This is a genomic window from Agrobacterium sp. ST15.16.024 (genome assembly GCF_027956545.1).
Lineage (GTDB): Bacteria > Pseudomonadota > Alphaproteobacteria > Rhizobiales > Rhizobiaceae > Agrobacterium > Agrobacterium cucumeris.
Map to the genome: position 1 here is coordinate 91,755 of NZ_JAQKGO010000011.1, position 23,077 is coordinate 114,831.

The window sequence follows — 23,077 nt, forward strand, 5'->3', positions numbered from 1 at the left end:
TCGCGAAATGAGGAACGCCGGAATGGACATTGAAGATCTCCAGACATTCGTCGCAGTCGCTGATGCCGGTGGTGTTTCGGCCGCTGCGCGTCGGCTCGGCGTCTCAAAATCTATTGTCAGCCGGCGGTTGTTGCGGGTTGAGGCGGAACTTGGCGTTCAGTTGCTTGCGCGAACGACCCGCGGCGCTGCGCTCACGGAAGCTGGGGTCACGTTCAGGGACCACGCGGCGAGAGCCACCGCTGAGATCGATACCGCCAGGGAAACGCTCCTTCCCACCGGTGAGCTACGCGGTCGCTTGAGGATCGCAATGCCACTTACTTTCGGCCCGACCCACTTTGCCCCCGTGCTCGCGGAAATGGCGCGTCTGCATCCGCGGCTTCACATCCACACCTCCTATAGTGATCGCTTCGTCGATCTCGTCGCAGAAGGTTTTGATTGTGCGATCCGTGGCGCTTACCTCCAGGATTCAAACCTGATCGCAAAGCGCGTCGGGCCAATCCATGGAAAGCTTGTCGCCAGTCCGGCTTACATCAAGGCGCACGGTGCCCCTGAGACGGTAGAGCAACTCGGCAACCATCAGGCACTGATGCAGGGAACCGAACCCTGGCAGTTCATGGATGGCGACAGGATTGTCACGGTTCAACTGCAGGGCAAGTTCAAGGCCGACAGCGCCACGGCGCTTGCTGCAGCGGCGGCGGCAGGTCTCGGTATCGCCTGGCTGCCAGATTGCATCACGCATGCATATGTGTCCTCCGGCGCATTGGTTCCGATAATGGCGCGCTACCCGGTCCCTCCGGGAGCCGTGTATGTCGTACGTCCGCCGAGCCAGCATCCCACCCGTAAAGTCCGTGTACTTACTGAAATGCTGGCAGAGTATTTCAAACGGAACCCGGAACTATGGGGCGTGGACAGTTAAAACGCGGACGGAGCAGGGGCTGTAGAGGTAGCAGCACGCGTCTTCCACGAGAGGAATGCCCACCTCGAAATCAGTGTCTATGCCAATGCATTCGAAGGCGAGGAACGTGCAGGAAGAGCTGATTTTAGAAATGGCAAAAACGTCGAATATCCGCATGCTTTAACAGCTGGGCGTTCTAAACTGGTTTCTTCCCACAAGGACGTAGTTCTCTTATGCTGCGACAGTCATGAGACAGGATATCGAGACCCTATTCTTCGCCGTCAGGGACCTTTTATTCCGCAGCAATCGTTGCGCTTCCAAACTGCGCTTTCACAAGCAAGACAGCTTCTGCGATTGCCTGATTCACCCGCGCGTTTATAGTCGGTGAAAGCGCACCTTCTATAAAATCACGGCCGGAGGTGTAGATTGCGGTCGGTGTCACGAAGGCTTCGAAAAACGCAAATAGCGGTCTGAGTTGATGCTCCACCACAAGTGAATGCCGGTCTCCGCCGCCGGTCGCCGTCAGGATGATCGGCTTGCCTCTGAGGTCGGCGGGGTCGAGAAGATCGATGACGTGTTTAAAGAGGCCCGTATAACTTCCCTTGTAGGTTGGTGAGCCGATCACCAGAGCTTCGGCCTCGATAATCGTCTGAACAACCCGCTGTGCGTTCCCATCAAGATCCGCTACGGATCGTGCCGAGCCTAACGATGTCCCCAGATCCTCGACGTCGAAAACCTGATGCTGCAGGCCTAGTTGCCCGGCCAGTGCTTCGCCGACACTTTCAACAAAACGCTTCGTGCTTGATGGGCGTGACGTATTGCCGGAGAAACCGACGATCAGATTGTTGCTCATTGGACGTTCTCTCGGATGATCATGAGGAAGGGGATCGCGCTACTGCGCCTTAAGCTGTCTTCAAGACTGACAGGCTGGCTGGGTGTTTTGATCGGTTATTCTCGCCCGTTTTCCAGCGCTCAAAAGCGGCACGTCCGAGAATGGCGACGGACGTATCCTCCTGGGGGGCATGGACGAGAACCGACTGGATATCCCGGAAATGCCGCTCCAGGCCCAGATCGGCGTTGAGGCCGGGATTGCCGATGCCGCGGACTGCCAGCTGAACAGCGTCGCGGATTTGCCTGCCGGCGAGAAGGCGGGCCCTTATCAGGTGTTCGGCATCGCCGATATGGTTTGCGAGCGCGCCAAAGATGATCTGGCGGGCTCCGGAAACCAGAAGGTCGATCTCACCCGAGAGCTCGACGAAACGTTCCGTCTGCGCAATCGGACGGCCCAGATTGGCGGGCACGCGCTCATGCGCGAAGCGGATGAACGCTTCCTGAGCGGCCTCAGCCGCGCCCAGATAGATTGCAGTCAGCGCAAGGGTCATTGCTGCATGGCCGCGATTGTCCTGCTGGGCGACCGAGGGATCAACAAGCTCCAGCACATTTTCTGCCGGAATTTCAACCTCGGTATATTCGACGTCGTGCGAACCCGTCGCCCGCATTCCGAGGCTTTTCCAGTTTTCTATGATCTTGATGCCGGGCAGGCCGTTTGGAACAACGAACGTACCGACCCGAGCCTGAGCTTCGTCGGTGTGTGCCCAGACGAGAAAGTGGGTAAGGCCGTACGCACCCGTCACGAAGCGCTTGCGGCCGGTGATCGACCAGCCATTTGCCGTGCGGTGTGCACGCGTGGCCGGCAATCCGCCGCGGGCCGGCGAGCCCAGTTCGGGCTCCACACGAGCCGCGTTCAGAAGAAGCGGCTGGTGTTTGGCCTTTGAAAGAAGTTCCCTGTAGAGACCGTCCGGCCAGTGGTCTTTTGCCGCCTGTCCCAGATGCGTGAAGATCGTCATCGCGCTGATGAGCGCTACAGAAGGATCACCGCGTCCAAGCGCCGCCAGAATATGGGCTGCGGTGTTCAAGTTACCTCCAGAACCGCCGTAACGCGTGGCCACGGTGCTCTCAAGAAGCCCAGCCTGATGAACAGCACGAATACCGGCCCAGGGAAATTGACCGGTCTGATCCGCAACCGGAGCGGCTTCGGAAACGGCGCGCACGGCGGCGTCAAGTGCGGTGGGATCGTAGGACATGCGGACAACGGCTTTCTGGAGGTCGAGAGGCGGGATCACCCATTGCGGGGATGGATGATCCTCGTTCTGAAAGGAACGATGGACAGATCCGGCCGTCTGGCCGGACTGCGGTCATCACGCGGCGGCCTTCTTCTTTGCCTCTTCACGTTCGTGAATACCCTCGCGGACGAGGGGCAGGATATATCGTCCGTAGTCGACGGCATCATTATAGTTGTCGTATCCACGGATCGAAATCAGATCGGCGCCGAGATCAATATAGTCGAGAATGGAGTCGGCGATTGTGCGGGGTGATCCGACCAGAGCGGTTGTCGCGCCGCTTGCATTGGTCGCGGTGACCGTCGGATACCAGAGCGCGCGGTCATGGACATCGCCACGTTTGGCGATATCGAGCAGGCGCTGGGAGCCGATATTAGCGGGTGGTGTTGCGTTGACCGGCGCGCGGGAAAGACCCTTCTGGCGGTTCTCGTTCAGACGGTTGAGAACCCTGTGCGCTTTGTCCCAGGCCAGTTCATCCGTTTCAGCCACGATTGGCCGGAAGGTGACCCAGATACGCGGGCGATCGGTTCGACCCGCTTTTGCGGCTTCCGCGTAGATGCGGTCAATCTGCTGCTTGGTTTCAGCCAGCGGTTCGCCCCAGAGGCCGAAAATGTCGCACAACGAGCCGCCGATACGATAGGCGGCATCCGACGAGCCGCCGAGCGAAATCGGGATCAGGCCGTTGGTGGGACGTACGGCGCTTCGAAACTGCTTGAACTGGTAATATTTGCCGTCGAAATCGAAGGGCTCGGTTGACGTCCAGGCAAGACGAAGTATGCGGATATATTCTTCCTGCCGCTCGTAACGCTCTCACGACAGGCAGGTTTGCCGCTGCCGGTGTCGTCGTGTTCGAGACGCTTTGCCAGGACCAGAAGGCGAGCGCGCTTACGGCATCCTGTGCTTTCACCGTGAGCAGAAGTATATCGTCCGGCGTCAATTCCGGAAGATCCGCCAGGTCGAAGACCTTCAGATCGATCTGCCGCGTCTCTGCGGGGCGCTGGAAGGTGAGGCCATGCTGCCTGATATGGCTGATCTGGGCACCCCGTCCGAAAAGCGCATAGTCAATGCCGGAAAGTGCGAACTGCGCTGCAAGGCTCGCGCCCACCGCGCCGGCGCCAATGATAACGTAACGTGGCATATGTCGTTTTTCGTCCTGTCTTTTACGCTCCGGATTTTCCGGAGGATTTCGGTTATTGATCGGTTCGGAGGTCTGTGCGGGCGGCGATTGAGGACGGTGGCAGGATGCGGTTGAAAAGCAGTCTGGAACGGATCGTAAGGCCTTCCAGCAGTATAAAGGAAGACCGGTCATTCTATATCTACTAATTTTGTAGAAAATCAGTTCCCGAAATCGGCGATTTCGGGAGAGAATGCGCTGCCCCTGGCAGGTGGTCGGTTATCGCAGAGCCAGGGACGCGTCTGTGTTCGATGCCGGGGGAAGGAGTTTATTTGATGCCGAAACCGAGAGGGCGCAATGTCTGGCTCAGTTCCGCACGGCCCTTGAGCGCGGCGGCGTTCTCCACACGGTGGGAAATGGGTGCCGTCCAGCTGTTTTGCGGAAGACCCTGTTTTTCCTGAAACGTCTTCAAGACCTCGTCATAGGAATCAAGATCATCCCGTGCGGCTTACGAATAAGTTTCATGAAACAGGATGGATGACCGGGGCAGGCGCTGTTTGACGTCGGTCTTCACGGCCGGGTCGGAATAACCGACGGTGAGGTCAAAGATGCGATACGTCTTCCGGCCTGTTACGAATGCCGCCAACGTAGCAAGAGCCGAGACCGAGTGAATCGATTGCGGCAACCGCCTTCTGCGCGGCCAGCCCCGCTTGTCGGTTGCGCATAGGTTCTACTGGTGGTACCCAGTCATCGCGCCTGCAAAGACTGTCGACGCTGATTGGAGTAGGCGATGCAAAAGAACGACAAAGCGGTTGTTGGCAGAAACGCGTCACGCAGTGATCCTGCGACGGCTGATACGGATTGCGAAAAGCTGAAATGAGAAGCAGAGAAAGCCACCGAGAGTATTAAACTCGGTAAAAAGCCAGCTCCGTGACTGAGGATGATCCATCTATCACGGCCTCCGATGCACTTCGGGCAATTATTTCTAGCGATTGTCACCATCGAACAGATGCGCTACGCGTCATGTCACCTGCGCCGAGGCGGGCAAGGATATGACAGCCTCAAGCCCATCCTCAAGATTTCGGAGCAGGAGTGTTCCGCCATACAACTCCGTCATCTCCTTTGCTATCCCAAGACCAAATCCGCTGCCTGCCACGCTTTCGTCCAGACGTAGCCCGGGACGGAAGGCTGACTCAATTTGGTCGTTGGAAATGCCGGGGCCATCATCTCTGATTTTGATTTCGACCAGATCGACTTTCCGGTTTGCAGAAACCGCAATCGTTGTTGATGCCCATTTAAAGGCGTTGTCCAAAAGATTACCGATGATCTCATCGATATCGTCGGGGTCGCAGCGGACGGCAAGTGTACTCTCGACGTCGCAGCGAACGGATAGGTCTTTGTCTCGATGAACATTTGAAAGAACGAAAATGAGATCATCGAGATGCGACCGCACTGACGTATTTTGATCGGCAAGGCCCGCGACCGCAGACTTTCGCGCGTCAGCAAGGTGATGGCGAATGCGCCGATCAATGCGGTGGACCAGATTTCTCAGGCTGCCGTCCGGATCATTTCCTTCATTCAAGCCAAGCGTCAGGCTTGCGACAGGTGTTTTTAAACCGTGCGCCATGTTGGCGAAATGAATGCGTGTATCCTCAAGGCGCCGGTTGTTCCGTGCAATCAGGCGATTAATCTCGGCAGCTACAGGTGTCAATTCTTCGACATTTGCATCCGGCAGGCTTGCTCTTTTTCCAAGAGAAACCGCCTCGATATCGGTCGTCAGTCTTTTCAGCGGCTTGAGGCCAAAGCGAACTTGAAGATAAGTTCCGATCACAAGGCTAATGCCGAACAGCAGCATGGCCGGCACCAGCCACATCAGTGATCTGAACGCCGGACTAGTTAATGCAGATCGCGGTGCGGATGCTGTTATCTCTAGTGTTTGATCGCCAATCCCCGTCTGCAACGTTCGCACATAAAGCGCTTTACCGCGCACATCTTTGGCCTCGTCCGGTCGAGGCCTGTTTGATGCGAATTCACGCCATTCGGGCCGATGGCGCGGTTCAAGCTGCTCTCTCTCCAGAGATCGTGACGATAGACTGAAATTTGGGGAAGTCACCTGCCAGTACCATCCAGAGCCCGGACGATCGAAAGGTGGCCCGTCTAACTGAGCATCAAGCCTCAATGCGCCGCTTTCACCAATTGTAAGTGCGCTTCGTAAACCCTCGATCTGGGTATCGAGCCGCTGATCAATCTGTTCGCGGACGACGCTTGCGACGATGAACCAGAGGATCACCGAGGCAACGAGGATGGCGCCAGCGACGAAGGCGATGGAGAACGCGATCAATCTCCCGGCTACCGATTTTGGTTGACGGCGAAGCTTGGGCCTCATGATGCGGCTGCCGTCAACATATATCCGCGGCCCCGGACGGTTTCTATGACGTCAGCGCCAATCTTCCGGCGCAGCCGCGCTACGATGACTTCGAGTGAGTTCGAATCAACTTCGGCGTCCCCATCATAGACACGTTCCATCAGTTCGATTCGATCTACGACGATCTCTTTTCGCAGGATCAGGCAAGACAGCACACGCCACTCCAACGCTGTCAGCTTCAAAGGCACGCCGTGTTGCTCAAAGGTGCCGAGTTGAGCATTGAATACAATCGAACCGCAGGTGACCGTCGCGTTCGCATGATTGTTGGCGCGGCGCACCAGCGCGCGAAGCCGCAGCACCAGTTCCTCCACCCTGAAAGGCTTGGTCAGGAAGTCGTCGGCTCCAGCCTTGAAGCTTGCCACCTTGTCAGGCCAGCCATCGCGTGCAGTTAAAACCAGCACCGGGAATGTGCGACCCGCGCCTCGCCACGAAGAGAGAACCGAGACTCCGTCGATCTTTGGGAGGCCAAGATCAAGGACTGCGACGTCGAAGGCTTCTGTTAGTCCTGCATGCTGCCCATCATCACCATTGCGCGCGATATCGACCACGAAGTTTTCGTGTCTGAGGCTACTGGCAATGCGGCCGGACAGGTCGCTGTCGTCTTCGACAAGCAGTACGCGCATGGGAATTTTACTCCGGGTTGAGGGAGGTTTTATGATGCTAACGCTTAACTCAAGCTGAACCAGTTGGTTCAGGCTGCTGGCGGCACTTCCTTGCTAAAAAGGGTCATCCCACAAACAGAGGAGATCTGGAATGTCCATTACCCCTGAAACAGAAGCTACACATCGCGAACACGACATCCGTACAGTCCATCCACAACCGAAGAGGCGACACGCAGCTGCGCTGGTGGTTGGCGCCTTTGCAATCCTGGCCATCGGCGTTGCAGGCGGCGCTGGCGCTATGAAACTCACGCGCCCTTCGACTGAGCTTGCGCCTCTCGCACCGACCGCAATATCTGCCATGGCAGAAGACAGCCTCCTAAGCGTCAAAGGCAAAGTTGCAGAAATCTTCGGCAACAAGTTCATCATTCAAGATGATAGTGGGCGCGCTCTTGTTGAAACCGGGCCAGAAGGCGAGGGTGGAAAGATCGTAACGCAGGATGAGATCGTTACTGTTCAGGGTCGCTTCGATAACGGCTTTGTCCATGGCAGCTATATCGTTCATGAGGACGGAAAGACAGACCAGCTCGGTCCTGCGGGCAAGCCTCCGCGTGGTCCCGAGCGCGGCCCACTCAAGCATCTTCTGAATTGAGATCGTCCTGAAAAGTGAGCAGACGACGCCCGGCTTTCCGCCGGGCGACCTGCTGTGGACTACCATGCCAACCTGGCCTCGTGTAATATGATCGAACGCCATTTCACCGCCCGACGCAAAGTCCGTACACTCGGATGTTCGGTCTTGCCCCAGCTCGTAACGTCAGAAGGCAGAGGTAAGGCCAATTTCAACCTTGCCGCCCGGATATGATAAGGAGCGGCTCGAGCAGATGCTCAAGCCAGCATAGGCGACGTAAAACAAGGTGATGGCGTCCAGGCCAACGCGGTCATTCGCTATGTTTTCAATATTTTGCAAGTCGGTGCCTGAGGCATCACACCAGTTTTCGACTGAGGTCGAAAGCGAAATCTGGATCCACAGCGTCGCGGCAATTTGTGTTTAAGGAACATTTGGCACGTGACTACGTTTATGCGCGGATACAGGGCACAAAGTTCATTGTTTGGTGAGCATGGAAGATAAATACGACTGGAAGCTCACCGACAGGCTGCAGGCCGAGCATGGACGCGGGGATCCTTTCGCCGCAGCGGTTCGTGCTACACGTATGCCAATGGTGGTGACCGACCCTTCCCAACCTGATAATCCCATCGTGTTCGTCAATGAGGCGTTCCAAGAGCTAACAGGCTACACGCGCGAAGAGTGTTTAGGACGTAACTGCCGCTTCCTTCAGGGAAAGGATACCGAGCCCGCCACTGTCAGCCAGATACGACACGCTGTTGAGCACGGAAAAGACATATCAGCTGACATTTTGAACTATCGAAAAGATGGAACCAGCTTCTGGAATGCGCTTTACCTCAGCCCTGTGCGTGGCGGGAACGGCGATATCCAGTTTTACTTTGCGTCACAACTCGACGTCAGTCAGCGAATTGATGCCCAGCAAAAAGCGGTAGATCAGAAAGAGCTGGTCGAGCATGAGGTCCGGGTGCGTACCGCTGATCTGGAAGCATCGGTAGAAGCGCAAGCACTCCTACTGCACGAAGTTGACCACCGGGTCAAAAATAACCTTTCGGTCATCGGCTCTCTGCTACGAATGCAGATCAGAGATTCCGACGATGCAAATGTTCGCAAAGCTTTACGATCAACGATGGAACGTGTGGACGCAATGGCTGCCGTACATCGTCGGCTTTATCAGTCCGACGACGTTCGATATTTCGAAGTGTCGTCATACACCGCAAATATTGTTCAGGATGCCATCAGCGCGAGTCGTTACAAGGATGTCTTTCTGCATTCCGACCTCCAAACGGTCCATCTTCCGTCAGATAAGGCGACGTCTTTTGGTCTCCTGCTCAACGAAGTCCTCCAACACTTGTTCAATCCTTACACGCCTATCAAATCGGTGAGCTTGCGGTGTTCCGCGAACAACGAGAAGCTGACGATCTGCCTCAGCAACGAAGTTCGCGACAAAACCCCTCAAAATGTGATTTCAGCCCTCAGCCTGCAGCTTATTTCCAGGCTGTGCGGCCAATTGGACGCTCGGGTAGATTGGGATCATTCTCTCAACGGTTCAAGCGCGACCTTAACTATTCCTGTGAGTGTCCCATGAAGCGACCCAAACCTCCCCTCAACATCCTGATTGTTGAAGATGAACCGTTAATTGCCATGGATATGGAGATGATGGTGGAAGACGCGGGTCACAAGGTGATTGCCGAGGCAGCCTCTTTGTACGATGCCCAGAATTGGGACGACGAACTCCAGCCAAATATCGCGTTCGTGGATATCCAACTGGCGAGAAACACAAACGGTCTTGATGTTTCAAAGCTTATCCAACAGCGATGGCCAGAAACGATCATCGTGTTTGTGACTGCCAACCCCAAAATCATCCCGGAAGATTTCGGGGGGGCACATGGTGTCATCCCTAAACCACTGTCGCAGAACGGGTTTATAGCAGCGATGAACTACCTGCAGGAAGGGGTATGTGACCCACCACCATCCGTGCAGCAGCCCAACAGTTTTACGGCGTCGCCCGCATTTGCCGCTACCTGGAACGATTAACGTTTGAGTTTGGCGCTTGGCTTCTTGGACTACTGTTCCGAGAAATTCGATAGAGGTGCAGATAACGAGAATACCAGGCCGTCAGCATTAAAATCGATCCTGCTGGTCCCGCCAACATACGAGGATAGTGCTCTTTCGATCATTCTGGAACCGAATCCTCGTTGTGACGGAAGGGCTACTTCAGGGCCTCCACTCTCCACCCAGGAAAGATCGAGGGTCGGCTTTGTCCATTCCGACCTGATTTTCCAGGATAGTGCGACAAGCCCCGTGTGGTTCGATAGGGCGCCATATTTTACTGCATTTGTTGTCAGCTCATGGAACGCCAGCGCCAGAGCAAGTGCGCATTTCGCAGACAGGTTTATTTCAGGACCATCCATCAAAACCCGACCAGCAGCCTGTTCTGCAATGACGGCCGCCGCCAATTCGCGCAGTTGCGTCGAGTTGTGCTGGGCGTTAATGAGAATGTCATGCCCTCGACTGAGAGCGGTCAAGCGTGAAAGGAAAATCGGCTTGGCGACCGCCATATCGGCATCGTCCTTCAAGGTCTGCGACGCAACAGCCTGCACCATTGCCAAGATGTTCTTGATCCGATGCGCAAGCTCACTCCGCAGCAAAATTTGCTCGTCTTCGAACGCCTTTAAGGCAGTGATATCTCTTGAAATCGAAAGGATGCTGGCGACCTCACCTTCGTCGTTCAAGATCGGCGATACCTTCACATCCCAGTAGCGTTCGTTTCCTTTGGCCGTGTTCGCAAAGCCAGTGAAGCGAGCGGAACGTCCAGAGCGTGCTTCTTCAAGCGCCGCAATGGCATCGATGTTTCCCTGCCCCTGCCAGAAGTCAGGCCAAGGGCATCCGAGGAAGCGGGAAAAATCTTCCACCTCCATTACCCGCTGACCGCCTTCGTTCATGAACTGAAGCGAGCCATCAAGGCCGATAATCTTGATGCAGTCGTCTGAGGCCGCAAGCGCAGCGTCAATGAACCGTGGATTATTTTGGGCATCAAGCAACAGACACAACCTTTATCAGGAGGGTTAAATGAAAATCCTCCCAAAGGCTGGTAGGGGCTTCCAGTAAGATAGGAACGCGACAGCAGGTTTCAAAATTAATTTTCGCATCAAACCCGTAGAGGCTGTTAATATTGCTCGGGATTTTGCCGGCGAATAAAATATCCCGTGACGCTCTTAAAGATCTTCGGGTTGCGATCGGGAAATAACCTTATTTCTGGATGCATCAAGCGATTGCTGAAAGAGCCAGAAATCTGATCGCGCGGTCGACGACTGCTTTGCGCTGCTTGAAGTGTTGGTCCGCCAAGATGAAGCCCGTCCGTCGACAGCGTTTGCCGAGCTTCATGCGGCAAGCCAGCGCTGAAGGGTTCGGATCTTCGCCGAGAACAGTCCCTTTGATCTCAAGGATCATTTGAAGGCGAGGGGCTATTGCTGGTCGGACGGGAGCGAGGGCCGTCCGAAATCCTGGTGGACCGAAGTCGATGAACTCCGCTCGCCGAGGAGCTTCATTATTCGCGCACCGACATTTATCGCTATGCCGAAGCCGATCTGCCGACCAGACATCCCACCGCCTTTGGTCGTTTCAGGCGCTGAAGCCGTCACAGTGAGGCAAAGGTTCATGTTTCATGTCCGATTTCTGCAGCGGATAGGGGCAAAGGCCGCATGCTGTCACGGGCCGCCAAGATAGGCCTAAAGATCGAGGCAAACTATCTCGATCTGCCAAGGCTGGAAGCTCTTATTCAAGTCTCGATGGAGTGCATCTGCCGTGGATCGGAGCACCTTATTCTGGATTGCGATGTGCGGCCGCCATGTCTGCATCTCCTGTGAGCCGAGCCAGGACACAAACTCGCTTTTCAATGTGGCACAGATCGCCTCAAGTGCCGGGCTGGTGATCGAGAAGGCCACGCCAGCGCCGAGATGCCTGGCGCCACTCACCTCCAGCCTGTTCGAGAAGCGCCAACCAACCGACGAGCGGCGATGTTTTTAATCGTTGTCTCGAGAGCAACGGTCGTGCCCCCGTCGCTTGAGGCGGCATAAAAACGTGCGCGCCGGTGAACAATGTTCGTTGGCCCTCGTTTCTGTCGTCAGGCTGTGGCTTAAGCTACAGATTGTCTTTCGAAGTCTTTTTTTCTGGGTGGGACCACACGCATGCGCCGACCTTCTTCCATCGACTCGACGATTTCCCGACAACTCGCAAAGAAGGCAATGCCGATTGCACTTTCAGTCGTTGCTATCGGTGTGTGCATGACCGTCTATCTTTGGTTCTGGATATCGTCCGAAGACAAAAAAGCAGATGAGGCTGTCCGAAGTAACGTTGCGTATTTGAGCGCGATCTCCGACCTCATGTCTCATATCCAGGACGCAGAAATTGGGCAGAGAGGTTTTCTCCTTACGGGTGACAAGGTTTACCTCAAGCCGTATACCAATGCGGTGGAGTCACTTGACGGGATGCTTGATAATTTGGCCGAGGGAGCAGAAAACTCCTCTGCCCAAACAGGAAGTATGGCAACGCTACGCAGTCTGGTTGCCCAGAAACGATCTGAGCTGGAGCAAAGCGTGGAGTTTCGCCGCAACGGGGACGAGAACGACTCAATTGCGCTTGTGAAAACTGGACAGGGCAAAATCCTTATGGACGGGATTCGGTCTGTTCTGGCTCAAATGGAAAAGGATGGGTTGGAACAACTTGCAACGCGTTCCGAAGCAGCCAGCATAGCGAAGACGCGGATGCACCTGCTCCTTTTGCTGTTTGCCATCATGGCCGGAGGAATGGCGATACTGGTCGTGCGCGCCACGGTTACCCGCGCAAAAGCGGCTGAAAAAACGAGAGATGAGCTTCTTTCCCGGGCAGACAGGCGCCTAATGGCGGTTATGGCAGCTGACCTGGTTGGTTATAGCAGGCTCATGGAAAACAACGAGGCCGATACTCTTGAGCGTTTGAAGGCTGCGAGAGACATCATCGACACGATAATTGAAGAAAATAATGGCGCCATCATAACCACGGCGGGAGACAGCATCGTTGCGGCATTTCCAAGCGCGCTTTCAGCGATCGATTGCGCACTTCAAATCCAGAAATATATGGTGACACACAACGCCGACAGGCCCGACGCAGATCGACTTCTTTTCAGGATAGGAATGAATGTCGGCGACGTCATTATTGATAACGGTGACATATTCGGTGACACAGTCAACATCGCCGCGCGTCTTGAGGGGATTGCTGAACCTGGAGGTATATGTGTCTCGCGCTCCGTGAGAGATCATGTCAGAAAGCAAAGAAAGCTTAGGTTTGAGGACGCTGGCTTTCAGCAGGTCAAAAATATTTCTCGACCAATCAGCACCTTTAGGGTTCGCGATTACCATTAGGTTTGATCGGCGCTCCCGGCACCACAGAAAAGCGCGAGCCCGCATAAATCGGTATCACATTTTGCTCATTGCAGAATTTAGCTTGATCACGATGATGTCCCTCACGAATAATCCCGATTTTTTTTCGGCGTCCCGATCAGTTTCGTTCCTGATGCATTTACCTGCACGCCGGAATTTACGGCAACACAAACAATTTGGGGAAATCCGTGAGCGGTATCGAGAAAAACGCAATCGCAGGAGCAGTGATTCCGACTAGATCGGTCGCGCTCACGTCGCCGACGCTTTCAGGTCGGACAATCATAATCCTCATCGGCGTTGCGGTCATTCTGTACGTTGGGCAGGAAGTGTTCATTCCCCTTGCGCTCGCTCTGTTGCTGACCTTTATGCTTGCCCCGATTGTCAGCTTTCTGCGCAAGCGCCGCGTGCCCAAAATCGCCGCCGTTCTCATGGCAGTGGCGAGCGCCTTTCTTGTTATTGCGGCTTTCGGCTTCATCGTCGCTGGCCAGGTTGCCAATCTGGCGGACAACGTTCCAACCTATCAGCGCAACATCGTCGCGAAGGCGCAGGCACTGAGCCACGCCGGGTCCGGAAACGGAATACTCGAACATATCAGCAAGGTTGTCGAGCGCATCGGCTCCGAAATGCAGGACACTGCCGAAGAGAGCAAGGAAGACGGAGCCGCACCATCCTCCAAGCGGGATCCAATGCCCGTGGAAATAGTCACGCGCTCTAACCCAATTCAAACGCTCGGCAACTTCATCCTGCCGCTAATCAGCCCGTTCGCAACGGCCGGTCTCGTCATCGTCCTTGTAGTCTTCATGCTGCTGGAGCGTGAGGAGTTGCGCGACAGATTCATCCGTCTCGTCGGGCTAGGTGATCTGCACCGGACGACGGCAGCGCTGCAGGATGCTGGAAAGCGCGTCGGCAAGTATCTGCTGATGCAGCTTGTCGTAAACACGCTTTACGCTCTTCCGATTGCGATTGGACTGTGGTTGCTCGGCATTCCGAACGCTATTCTCTGGGGACTGCTAACGCTCGTTCTGCGTTTCGTCCCTTATATCGGTCCGGTGATCGGCATGATCCTGCCGCTCTTCCTGGCGCTGGCGATCGCGCCCGGATGGTCACTCGTTGCATGGGTGGCAGCGCTCTTCATCATCACAGAACTGGCGAGCAACAACGTCGTCGAGCCTTGGCTTTACGGAAGCCATACCGGCCTCTCCCCTCTTGCGATCATCGTTTCGGCGATCTTTTGGTCATGGCTCTGGGGTCCAGTCGGATTGATGCTGTCCACACCCCTTACCGTCTGCCTCGTGGTGCTTGGGCGGTATGTCCCTCAGTTCAGCTTTCTGGACGTTCTTCTCGGGAACGAGCCCGTCCTGCAACCACAGGAGAAGCTCTATCAGAGACTTCTTGCCGGAGACCCAAACGAAGCGACCGATAACGCCGAAGATTTTCTCGAAGCCGAGTACCTCCTCGATTATTACGAGCAAGTGGGATTTCCGGCTCTGAAACTCGGTGAAATGGATCGACAGCGGGGTGTGATGACGGAAGCGCAAATTGCCCTGTTTGCCTCCACGACCCAGACACTGATCGGCAATCTTGCAGAGATTGCGATCGAGGAACAGGCGGAACAAGGTCAGTCAGGATCGGAAGCGGCCGCGCTGGAAGAGGCGACTGAAAACCCGGAAATGCCTGACGTTAAGCGCAAATCGGTCCTTTGCATTGGCGGCAGGGGCGCAATGGACGACGCTGCCGCTTCGATGATTGCGCAAGTCCTAGCCGTTCAGGGGGCGACGGCCTCCCAGGCCGAACATTCCATGGTCAGCGGCACAACCATAAACCTGCTCCGCCTCACAGACATCGACACTGTCGTTATCGCGTTTCTGAATGCAGGGTCCAAGGCCCATGCCCGCCAGGCGGTGCGTCGCCTCAAGCGGCAGAAGCCGTCCCTACGGGTTGGGATCGTAATACCAGGTAGCGATGGTGAGAGAGAAAGCCCCGTAGCGGCGGAGGACATCGATGCCGACTTCGTGGCAACAGGCATTGCCGACGCTGCCCGGGGCGCTCTTTCTGATGGAAATGCTGTTGCGATAAGAGCCACGAAACGCATCGGGCGGAGTAGGGAAAGGAAAATCAACCCGCTCGTAGCGTAGCAAGAATCTACAATCACCTATGCTAGAGAGAAGTTTATCGACGTTATCTTCTGTCTTCCGCTTTGACTGGACAGGTAGCGTTTCACAATAATGGCTTCATCCAAAACGCCCGAAAGAGTATTGTCATGGAAAAGCGTTCTGACAGGTGTGAGCGTGCTTGGTATTTCAAACATCGCGCCGCAGGTTAGGGTCTCTTCAAGACCTGTCAATTGCACGCATTCATTGCAGCTCGCAAGGTATCGTTGATACGCTCTTGCCAGCCGGGTCCGTCCGCCTGAAAATGCGCGAGGACGTCGCTGTCGATCTTCAATGATACGGGCTCCCTGGTGTTGGGGATTGCAGGCCGTTCAACGGCCGGCGCTGCGACCTTTTTTGCCTTTTTGAACAATGCCTCTGCCGCGTCTTTCGGATTGGACGGTCTTCGGGGTGTCGTCGCCATGGTCATATCCTCTCTTGTCGTGCGCTTGAACAGCTGCACCGGTAAGCCTTTGTTTCCTGGATGTATATCCAACATAGCGGCTGCCGCAACCCGCGTGTAGTCGGCAGCCGAAAGGGCGTCATTGCCGCTGATAAACTGGTCAGCCGTCCCATAATCCGGAAGAGATCGCACATCGTCACCCATAATCGCGGCTTTGAGCGCTTGTCCGGTTTTCAGTCAACCGATGGACCGGTATGGTCGGCGGTAAAGAGAGCCGCGACTGACGCAGTGGCGCCAGGCACATTCCTCTTTATCTGTAGTTCAGCAGGTATGGGCAAGTTTCTCACGCGACAGATTTTCCGGAAGGCTGACACCAATCATTGTCACGGCGTTCTGTGCAGACAGCAGGCGAGGGCGGTCGTAAAACACGGTTCAAAACCCTTCTGGAACGTATCAGCAGTTCACTGGCAGCCCACCGCAAAAGCAAGCACCTGCTTCTGCGGTGTTATTTCCGGAGGTCGTTGTTCATCGCCAGGAGACCAGTTGCGATTAAACAAGCGCCAGAATACGAGCCGGTCCTCCTGTCCCGCCTCGGTGGGTTGGCGCGCCAACGACGATTGTCGCCCCCTTGATCGGTAACGCCTCAAGGTTGTTCAGACCTTCGATACCGTAGCGGCCGGCTGGAAGCCAAGAATTATGCACGGCGAAATCGGCAGAGTTGCCCGGATCCAGCGAGAGCGTGTCGACGCCAATTGCAACGGTGTCGCGTTCGAGCAGTAAATCGGTCGCCGACTTGCTGAAGCCGGGAAAGGCGAATTTTCCAGCGTCGTCATTACGGAAGACGGGGCTCTTAACCTTTATGGCCCAGCCAGAACGCAACGCCACGACGGCACCTGCGGGAATCTCGCCATTTGCGCTGATCCAGCGTTCTATATCCGCCGCCTCAACGGTCGAATTGGCATCTTCCTTGGCGCGATCGGTGATGTCGATGATGACCAGAGGCGCGACCAGCTTTTGAGGTTCCAGCTGATCAACGCTGGCGCCATCGGCGCTGAAGTGGAAAGGCGCATCGATATGGGTTCCAGTGTGCTCGAAAACCGTCAATTTATGGAGTTGGTATCCGTCCTTGGCGATATCTGCTGCCCATTCGAATTCTATTCCGGGCTTGCCATCAAATGTTGGAAAGGCTGAATCGTACACATGAGTGAGATCGACGACTTTGTGAGCCGTCTGAGCAAGGACCGGTGTCGCCAGATTTCCCGCGGCCATCGCCACACCCGCAAAGGCCGCACCTTTGAACAGCATACGACGCGACAGCATGTTCTTCTTCACGTCTTCTATCACGCAGTGATTACACATCCCATCTTCCCTCCGTTACGAAACCTCTGTTCATGACGGTATCGGAAAACCCTGGTGAAGCAAGATTGGTCGTTCTCAAGGTCTCAGCTTTGGTAGAAAGACATGTTAAATACACATCGGCGTCGCGGAGCCAGTTTTTGAATGTTGGCTTCCGTTCCCGGCGAAGAATTCCTGCGCATTTGGAAATAGTAACCGAGTCGGATAAGGCTTGGCACGGGTCTGCTCCCAACTGTCGCGGATCTTTTGAGGTTGGAAGTGACAGACGAATTACCCGGTCAACTTGATAGCCTGCATCGCGCCACCTTTGACTATTTCTGGTCCGGAAGCCATCCTGAGAGCGGGCTGCCCAGGGATCGGATGCGATCCGATGGTTCGCCGATCCATGAGATCACCTCAATCTCGGGTGTCGGGTTTGGTTTCCTCTCGCTCATCGTTGGCGTTCATCGTAGGTGGATAAGCAAGCGGGACGCCATTGCGCGTGTGTGCCGTATGCTGGAATCTCTGGCTGGAGTGAAGCGTTTTCACGGCGCCTTTCCTCACTTCGTCGATACATCGAGCGGAAAAACAATACCATTTGCGAAATACGATGACGGTGGTGATCTTGTCGAAACCGCGCTTCTCGTTCAGGCGCTTATCTGCGTTCGCGAGTTCTTCAGCGGCGAGACATCCGAAGAGATTGGTTTACGCCGGTCTGTCACTGGAATAGTCGATGCCGTCGAATGGAACTGGTTTACCAGGGGAGAAACAGGGCCGCTTTTCTGGCACTGGAGCCCTCGGTATGCCTGGATGAAAAATCTGCCGATTGTGGGCTGGAACGAGGCTCTGGTCTGTTATGTGCTGGCGGCAGGTTCAGTTGCGCATTCGATAAGCCCGGAGTGTTATCATTCCGGGTGGGCGCGTAGTGGCGCGATCCGGAATGGATCGAATTATCTCGGTGTGCGGCTGCCGCTTGGCGAGCCATATGGAGGCCCGCTCTTCCTGTCGCACTACTCGTTCTGTACGCTTGATCCACGAGGCTTGGGGGATGTTTACTGCCGTGATTATCTGGAGCAGGCTCACGCCCATTGCCAGATCAACTACCGCTACTGCCGAACCCGATATGCAATCGAAGACGGATGGGGACTGTCCGCCTGTGATGGGCCAAAGGGTTACGTCGTCAACTCTCCGACCAACGATCACGGTATTATCGCGACGACGGCAGCCCTCTCCAGCATGCCTTTTATGCCGCTGCGGTCACAACAGGCGGCGCTACGCTTCCTGCAATGGCGTGACGGCGCGCTCATCGGCCGCTTCGGCCTGATGGATGCCTTTCAGCCTTCAACGGGCTGGGTCTCCCGAACGCATCTTGCAATAAATCAGGGCCCGGTGGTCGCAATGGTGGAAAACCATCGCACTGGTCTCATCTGGGATTTGTTCATGAATGCGCCGGAAGTGAAAAACGGCCTGGCGCATCTGGGGTTTTATCAGAGCAACTCCGAGAGGGTGATGGTAAGGACGTGTATCGAGATATGAGCATGATCGTTTCCAAGCTTACTCAATACGAATGCATAGCGGCTGAAGACGTGATCGGCATCATAACTCTATTGCAGCAGGTGGTAGTGGCGATGTTCGGCAAGATGGCAGCATCTGGCGATCGGGAACCGTGGGCAGAAGAAGGCGAGCAACTGAGCTTGATTGCCTTCAGTCTGGGATAACAATCAAGACGCTCGAGGCGCTGATGAAGCAGTATTTTGTGAGCCAGGGCGAAGCGGTGAACTGGGAATGCAGCAAAGTCGTGTGATTTGCAGCCACGCCCAACCTGGCCTGAATAGAGGAATTGCGCGCCTACCGCGCAACCGGATGACCTCATTGCCCGTTGAAGCCGTGAACATCGCAGCAGGGAGGAAAGCACGATGAGCATTCCTGAGATTGCATGCAGCCTGTCCATTCTGTTTCTATCGGCCTGCGTCCTGTTCGTGTGACACTTCCAGCCGATTACCGTTCATTTCGCCCATATCCGGCCCGTCAGCGCGTTTGGCGGGCCTTTCGCCTATTATTATTGGCTGCTGCTTCTGTTGGAGGGGCTTCTAGGGGTCCCGTGAAGCAAAAAGGTCAAGTTGGAAAAACGCCCCGGTATGGGTTCAGAGAGACGGCCAGCTACGTCACTATTCATGAATATCGAGCAATCGGGAACATAGTTCCCAAGTGAAAAAACATAGCGATCCCTAAAGTTGTAAACTGGCTTATGCTGCAATCTAAGGAAGTGCAGTCGCTGCAATACCTTCGCAGAACGTCCAACCGGCGCGAGCGCGATGTGGATATAGGGGCAATGCAAAGACGGGTGACGGGTGGTAAGTCTGCGTGACTGAGGTCATTATGGGGCGTCATTGCCATAGCAATCGCAGAACGGCTAGCGAACTATTTGAGAACGCTGGCGTCCATTGGACTAAATTAGGTTTTTCTCAACGAGAACATCGGCTTGTCTCTATCAAAAGCCGCTCCAGAGAACTGGAAGCGGCATGCTTGATGAAATCAATAGAATACGAGGTGCAAATATTTGGGAGAGTATTCGAGCTAGAAAAACGTTGCCCGCTCCCATGAAACGTAGAGATCAATTTAGGTTTCCACTCAGTTTGTCAATTAGCTTTCAAGTGTATCCTTAATTTGCTAGTCAGATCGAGATTTATCTCTAGCCTGGAATATCTCTAGCGGCCGATGTCAGATACATCGTCGCAAATAAGTCGGCGCCGATATCCTGACAGCACCATTTATGTCAGTGGCTCCGCCGGTTACGTAACCGACAGCCTCATCCATATCTATAAGGATACGCTTTACCCTCTCGTGGAAGGCAACTCCCAGTGTATTTGACCTAACGTAATGCGTTGATCGATTTAATAGACGGACTCCCAACTCTTCTTCCAACTGCGCGATGCGCCGGCTGACAATTGACCGATACATTCCCAGCCGGTCAACCGCTTACGGTTTCCACCACCAACGCAAAAACTTGGAGCTGATCAGTCCCAGGCAACATCGAGCACCTCGCACAACCGCTAGAAGCTCATACCACTTCCCGCCTTGTTGCACTGCAAAATTCGCCTTCAGGATGGCGACCGCCAAGTGCCCAGCTCGATTGCACAGATAGTTCCGTAATAAAAGGTTTGGCCGGAGACCTTGGCTCCGGCTTATTCTTTAGGCCAACTCGTTACAACGACGCTGGTGAACCAAACACCTTATTCAGGCTCAGTCAGCTTAAGGTGTCTGCTGACGGAAACGGCCATGCCACGTCGGCTGACGCCAAGCTTGGCATAGATGTTCTTCAGGTGAAACTTGACCGTGGATTCCGAAAGCCCTAGTTCGCGGGCGATTTCCTTGTTGCTGCGGCCTTCGGAAAGAAGCTTGAGGACTGTGAGTTCACGTCCGCTCAGCAACCCGGACGCTGGCGCTATGCCGCCATGCTTCTCGTGTGCGGAAACTATCATACGAGGCTTGCGACCGAAGCCATGTCCAACAATGCGGCTCATGAATTCCACGGCGTTAGGGCTAAAGACCTTCAGCCCGAAACGGCGCACGATGGCGCGCAGAGTGGCAGCCAAATCATGCCCCTCATCGGTAAAGAGCTGCGTCGCTTCGTGAGTGCGAGCAAGCGCGATGGCCGATTGCAGATAGGTGAAGGCCTGCTGTTGGCGCCCCGCCTTCCAGGATGCCTGGACGGCCATGATCTCGGCCAGCATGCGATGATAGGCCCGGCCTGACGCCCTGGCCGACAGGATCAGAGCCTCCAGAACCTGTAGCGCCCGCGATGCCTGCCCCTGGGCAAGCGCCAGCCGCGCTGTCGCAATGTCGAAATCATAGGCCTCTCGCCATGTCCAGTTGTCGGAGCCACCTAGCTCCTTCAGCGATTTTGCCCGCTCCATGGTCTGAATTGCTGATTCTATCATGCCGACCCGAACAAGCAGGTCGATCCGCATGATGGCAGCTGCGGTCTTCAGCCGAGGCAGGTTGCGCTCTACCGCCACCTCTTCTGCCTTGTCCAGCGCGGCAGCCGCGGCGTCGAAGCCGCTCACCTGAAGGCGACTGCGGGCCAGAAGCCAGAACAGCCGCGTGAACAGGTCCACCCAGCTTTCTCCCCGGATCAGCGGTTCCATGCAATCGGTCAGGCTCTGCTCCACCTGCAACACGTCGCCCTGCTGATAAAGCACATCGGCCATAGCCAGACGCACGATGGCCAGCAGGTTCCGGTCCGTCCAGTGCACTCGTTCCACCAGCTCTTCCGCCTCCCGACAGAATTGCAGAGCGGCGGAGAATTCGCCCTTTAGTGTACTGACGAGGCCAAGATGGATGAGCATGAACACCTGCGCATAGGGCGTTTTCTCCTCGCGATAATATCCGAGCGCCTTTAGCGCCGCCCGCCGTGCCTCCTCAAGCTGGCCCGTCCGGGTATAAATGATGCAGAGGTGGTTGAAGAGCCAAGCGAGTTCCCAAGTGGCGTGCGGTGGCAGGGCGGCTGCGGCGCGTTCCAGCCGTTCAGCTTCTTCTTTCGTCATGCGGCGATCTTCATAGACATCGATCAAACTGTCGATATGGTCAAGAACGCTGCGGTCCACTGCGGAAAGCGCTGCCGCCGACCATTCTCCGTTTTCCTTGAGAATATCGAGTCGCTCGCGTCCGGCCGAGGCATTTCCACGTTTCGACAGCACTACGGCGTAAGAGACCATCAACCCGGGCGAGGCATGCAGGACATCTGGAGGGAAATTGTCTATCAGTTGCTCCAGCACTTGATGGCCCGCTCTCAAAAAAATATCGACGCCACCGGCCTTGCCGATAATTTCTTCCGCCATGCGGAAGTCGCCGCTTTGGGCGGCATGCGATACGGCTCGTTCCAAATGCCCCCGCTTGGCGAACCAGAGCGCAGCCTGTCGATGCATCGCCTTTTTCTCGGCATCTGAGACGAAGGCCGCCTCCCGTTCAAGGCAAGCGCGAAGCACAGGATGCAGCGATAGCCAGCCATTCTGCCCGTTTTCTATTATCGGATGCATGCTTTCAATCATCGTCAGGTCTTCTTGTGAAAGGTTGCTGAAGCCGAGGTCGGATGCGAGATCCAGGCGAAACTCCTGAAAGGGAGAAAGGCTACGCAGCATTGACAATACGGTGGGCGACAGCCTGTCGACGACGGTCTCGCGAACATAGCCTGTCAGATCCAGGTGCGTAGCGGCAAGAAGCACACGACGCTCTTCGTCCGTCGGATTGCCGTCTACAATGCGGGCAGCAAGCTGCGCCAGTGCCGGCCATCCGCGCGTGATCTCCATCAAGGGATCGACAAGCGCCGTCATCGCGCTGGCCGATAGAAGCCGCCGCAATTCGGACCGCCCGAATTCGAGGTCTCGCGCCGTCAGTTCCGCCAGCACGCCACGCGCTTTCAGCCGGCCAAGCGGCAATTGTGCAGGCGAGCAGGAAGATAAGGCAATACGCAGATTGTCAGGCGCAGACAGTATCAGCCGTTCCAGCAGACTGTGCCGGGCGGCAATTTCGATGTTGTCGATATTGTCGATGAAGAGAACCGTTTCGCCCTCACGCCTGGCAACGGTATCCATGGCATTGGTCATCGCCTCCGGCTTGTCGGCCATGGCGGCAAGGCCAAGCGATTGGAGCAGTTCGGCGACGAGCCGCTCAGGAGACGCAATACTGAACGCGTTTAGCCAAGAACAATGGGAAACCGCCGTCTCGCGCATGCCTGGCAAAGTGAGGGTGCCGTTCACCAGACGCTCATAGGCCGCCTTCATCAGGGCGGTCTTGCCGAAACCGGGCGGGGCGCGAAGCACGACGATCTGTCTAGAAAGCCCTGCGGCCAGCTTGGAAAGCAGATAAGGTCTTTCGATGCCTGAAAAAAGCATGCGCGGCGGGCTGAAGCGCAACCCGGCGCCGGTAAAGGTTCTTACGGCATTCAATTGCTTTTCACGCGAGACACGGCTCGGCATCGGTCCTCTTTCGTCA

General features: G+C 55.6%; 20 protein-coding genes and 3 pseudogenes. 9 read left to right on the top strand and 14 right to left on the bottom strand.

What is annotated here, in order from left to right; translation table 11 throughout:
- Positions 1-22 precede the first annotated feature (22 nt).
- Positions 23-916 (top strand): LysR family transcriptional regulator, encoded by an 894-nt coding sequence (locus tag PL640_RS22900; protein ID WP_271363651.1) that lies wholly within the window; start codon positions 23-25, stop codon positions 914-916.
- Positions 917-1,187: 271 nt separating this feature from the next.
- On the opposite strand, the gene PL640_RS22905 is transcribed toward PL640_RS22900, so the two are convergent.
- From PL640_RS22905 to PL640_RS22940, 8 genes and pseudogenes are all read right to left on the bottom strand, one after another.
- Positions 1,188-1,748 (bottom strand): NAD(P)H-dependent oxidoreductase, encoded by a 561-nt coding sequence (locus tag PL640_RS22905; RefSeq protein WP_271363652.1) that lies wholly within the window; start codon positions 1,746-1,748, stop codon positions 1,188-1,190.
- Positions 1,749-1,797: 49 nt separating this feature from the next.
- A complete protein-coding gene (locus PL640_RS22910) occupies positions 1,798-2,979 on the bottom strand; it encodes an acyl-CoA dehydrogenase family protein (RefSeq protein ID WP_271363653.1) in 1,182 nt (393 codons plus the stop codon).
- 114 nt (positions 2,980-3,093) lie between these two features.
- Positions 3,094-3,825: pseudogene (locus tag PL640_RS22915) on the bottom strand (LLM class flavin-dependent oxidoreductase); the annotation flags it as partial.
- Positions 3,797-4,153 (bottom strand): annotated as a pseudogene (locus PL640_RS22920) (ketopantoate reductase family protein); the annotation flags it as partial. The pseudogenes PL640_RS22915 and PL640_RS22920, both read right to left, overlap by 29 nt.
- A 304-nt stretch (positions 4,154-4,457) precedes the next feature.
- Positions 4,458-4,601: a hypothetical protein gene (locus PL640_RS22925; protein ID WP_271363654.1), complete on the bottom strand. Its 144-nt coding sequence runs from the start codon at positions 4,599-4,601 to the stop codon at positions 4,458-4,460.
- 130 nt (positions 4,602-4,731) lie between these two features.
- Positions 4,732-4,854: a hypothetical protein gene (locus PL640_RS22930; RefSeq protein ID WP_271363655.1), complete on the bottom strand. Its 123-nt coding sequence runs from the start codon at positions 4,852-4,854 to the stop codon at positions 4,732-4,734.
- Positions 4,855-5,150: 296 nt separating this feature from the next.
- On the bottom strand, positions 5,151-6,515 hold the full coding sequence (locus PL640_RS22935; protein WP_271363656.1) for a sensor histidine kinase: 1,365 nt from the start codon (positions 6,513-6,515) through the stop codon (positions 5,151-5,153).
- Positions 6,512-7,177: a response regulator transcription factor gene (locus PL640_RS22940; protein ID WP_271363657.1), complete on the bottom strand. Its 666-nt coding sequence runs from the start codon at positions 7,175-7,177 to the stop codon at positions 6,512-6,514. The genes PL640_RS22935 and PL640_RS22940 overlap by 4 nt, the downstream gene beginning before the upstream one ends.
- Before the next feature lie 130 nt (positions 7,178-7,307).
- Here PL640_RS22940 and PL640_RS22945 point away from each other — a divergent pair, with 130 nt between their 5' ends.
- The 3 genes from PL640_RS22945 (at position 7,308) to PL640_RS22955 (ending at position 9,812) form a co-directional block, all read left to right on the top strand.
- Complete coding sequence (locus tag PL640_RS22945; RefSeq protein ID WP_271363658.1) at positions 7,308-7,805, top strand: hypothetical protein; 498 nt, start codon at positions 7,308-7,310, stop codon at positions 7,803-7,805.
- A gap of 466 nt (positions 7,806-8,271) precedes the next feature.
- Entirely contained in the window at positions 8,272-9,363 is a 1,092-nt protein-coding gene (locus PL640_RS22950) for a histidine kinase dimerization/phosphoacceptor domain -containing protein (RefSeq protein ID WP_271363659.1), read from the top strand.
- A complete protein-coding gene (locus PL640_RS22955) occupies positions 9,360-9,812 on the top strand; it encodes a response regulator (protein ID WP_271363660.1) in 453 nt (150 codons plus the stop codon). The genes PL640_RS22950 and PL640_RS22955 overlap by 4 nt, the downstream gene beginning before the upstream one ends.
- Before the next feature lie 29 nt (positions 9,813-9,841).
- Here PL640_RS22955 and PL640_RS22960 read toward each other — a convergent pair whose 3' ends face one another.
- A complete protein-coding gene (locus PL640_RS22960) occupies positions 9,842-10,819 on the bottom strand; it encodes an HWE histidine kinase domain-containing protein (RefSeq protein WP_271363661.1) in 978 nt (325 codons plus the stop codon).
- Positions 10,820-11,075: 256 nt separating this feature from the next.
- Between PL640_RS22960 and PL640_RS22965 the strand changes: the two are divergent.
- Positions 11,076-11,410 (top strand): annotated as a pseudogene (locus PL640_RS22965) (3'-5' exonuclease); the annotation flags it as partial.
- 96 nt (positions 11,411-11,506) lie between these two features.
- Here PL640_RS22965 and PL640_RS25835 read toward each other — a convergent pair.
- Entirely contained in the window at positions 11,507-11,752 is a 246-nt protein-coding gene (locus tag PL640_RS25835; protein ID WP_405049204.1) for a 2'-5' RNA ligase family protein, read from the bottom strand.
- A 213-nt stretch (positions 11,753-11,965) separates the two neighbouring features.
- On the opposite strand from PL640_RS25835, the gene PL640_RS22970 reads away from it, so the two are divergent.
- Together PL640_RS22970 and PL640_RS22975 are read left to right on the top strand one after the other, a co-directional pair.
- The gene (locus PL640_RS22970) at positions 11,966-13,177 is read left to right on the top strand and encodes a CHASE3 domain-containing protein (RefSeq protein WP_271363662.1); all 1,212 of its coding nucleotides are present in this window, start codon (positions 11,966-11,968) and stop codon (positions 13,175-13,177) included.
- A 242-nt stretch (positions 13,178-13,419) separates the two neighbouring features.
- Positions 13,420-15,330, top strand: coding sequence for an AI-2E family transporter (locus PL640_RS22975; protein ID WP_271363692.1), 1,911 nt, complete (start codon positions 13,420-13,422; stop codon positions 15,328-15,330).
- Between the two features lie 205 nt (positions 15,331-15,535).
- Here the strand turns inward: PL640_RS22975 and PL640_RS22980 are convergent, their stop codons facing one another.
- Both PL640_RS22980 and PL640_RS22985 read right to left on the bottom strand, forming a co-directional pair.
- Positions 15,536-15,769 (bottom strand): BrnA antitoxin family protein, encoded by a 234-nt coding sequence (locus tag PL640_RS22980; protein WP_271363693.1) that lies wholly within the window; start codon positions 15,767-15,769, stop codon positions 15,536-15,538.
- 528 nt (positions 15,770-16,297) lie between these two features.
- Positions 16,298-17,107: a cyclase family protein gene (locus tag PL640_RS22985; protein WP_271363663.1), complete on the bottom strand. Its 810-nt coding sequence runs from the start codon at positions 17,105-17,107 to the stop codon at positions 16,298-16,300.
- A gap of 357 nt (positions 17,108-17,464) precedes the next feature.
- Here PL640_RS22985 and PL640_RS22990 point away from each other — a divergent pair, with 357 nt between their 5' ends.
- Together PL640_RS22990 and PL640_RS22995 are read left to right on the top strand one after the other, a co-directional pair.
- Positions 17,465-18,619: a glucoamylase family protein gene (locus PL640_RS22990; protein WP_271363694.1), complete on the top strand. Its 1,155-nt coding sequence runs from the start codon at positions 17,465-17,467 to the stop codon at positions 18,617-18,619.
- A gap of 2 nt (positions 18,620-18,621) precedes the next feature.
- Positions 18,622-18,801, top strand: coding sequence for a hypothetical protein (locus PL640_RS22995; RefSeq protein WP_271363664.1), 180 nt, complete (start codon positions 18,622-18,624; stop codon positions 18,799-18,801).
- A 1,003-nt stretch (positions 18,802-19,804) separates the two neighbouring features.
- Here the strand turns inward: PL640_RS22995 and PL640_RS25840 are convergent.
- Together PL640_RS25840 and PL640_RS23000 are read right to left on the bottom strand one after the other, a co-directional pair.
- Positions 19,805-20,044, bottom strand: coding sequence for a LysR family transcriptional regulator (locus PL640_RS25840; protein ID WP_405048909.1), 240 nt, complete (start codon positions 20,042-20,044; stop codon positions 19,805-19,807).
- A gap of 272 nt (positions 20,045-20,316) precedes the next feature.
- Positions 20,317-23,061: a LuxR C-terminal-related transcriptional regulator gene (locus PL640_RS23000; protein ID WP_271363665.1), complete on the bottom strand. Its 2,745-nt coding sequence runs from the start codon at positions 23,059-23,061 to the stop codon at positions 20,317-20,319.
- Between the last annotated feature and the right edge of the window lie 16 nt (positions 23,062-23,077).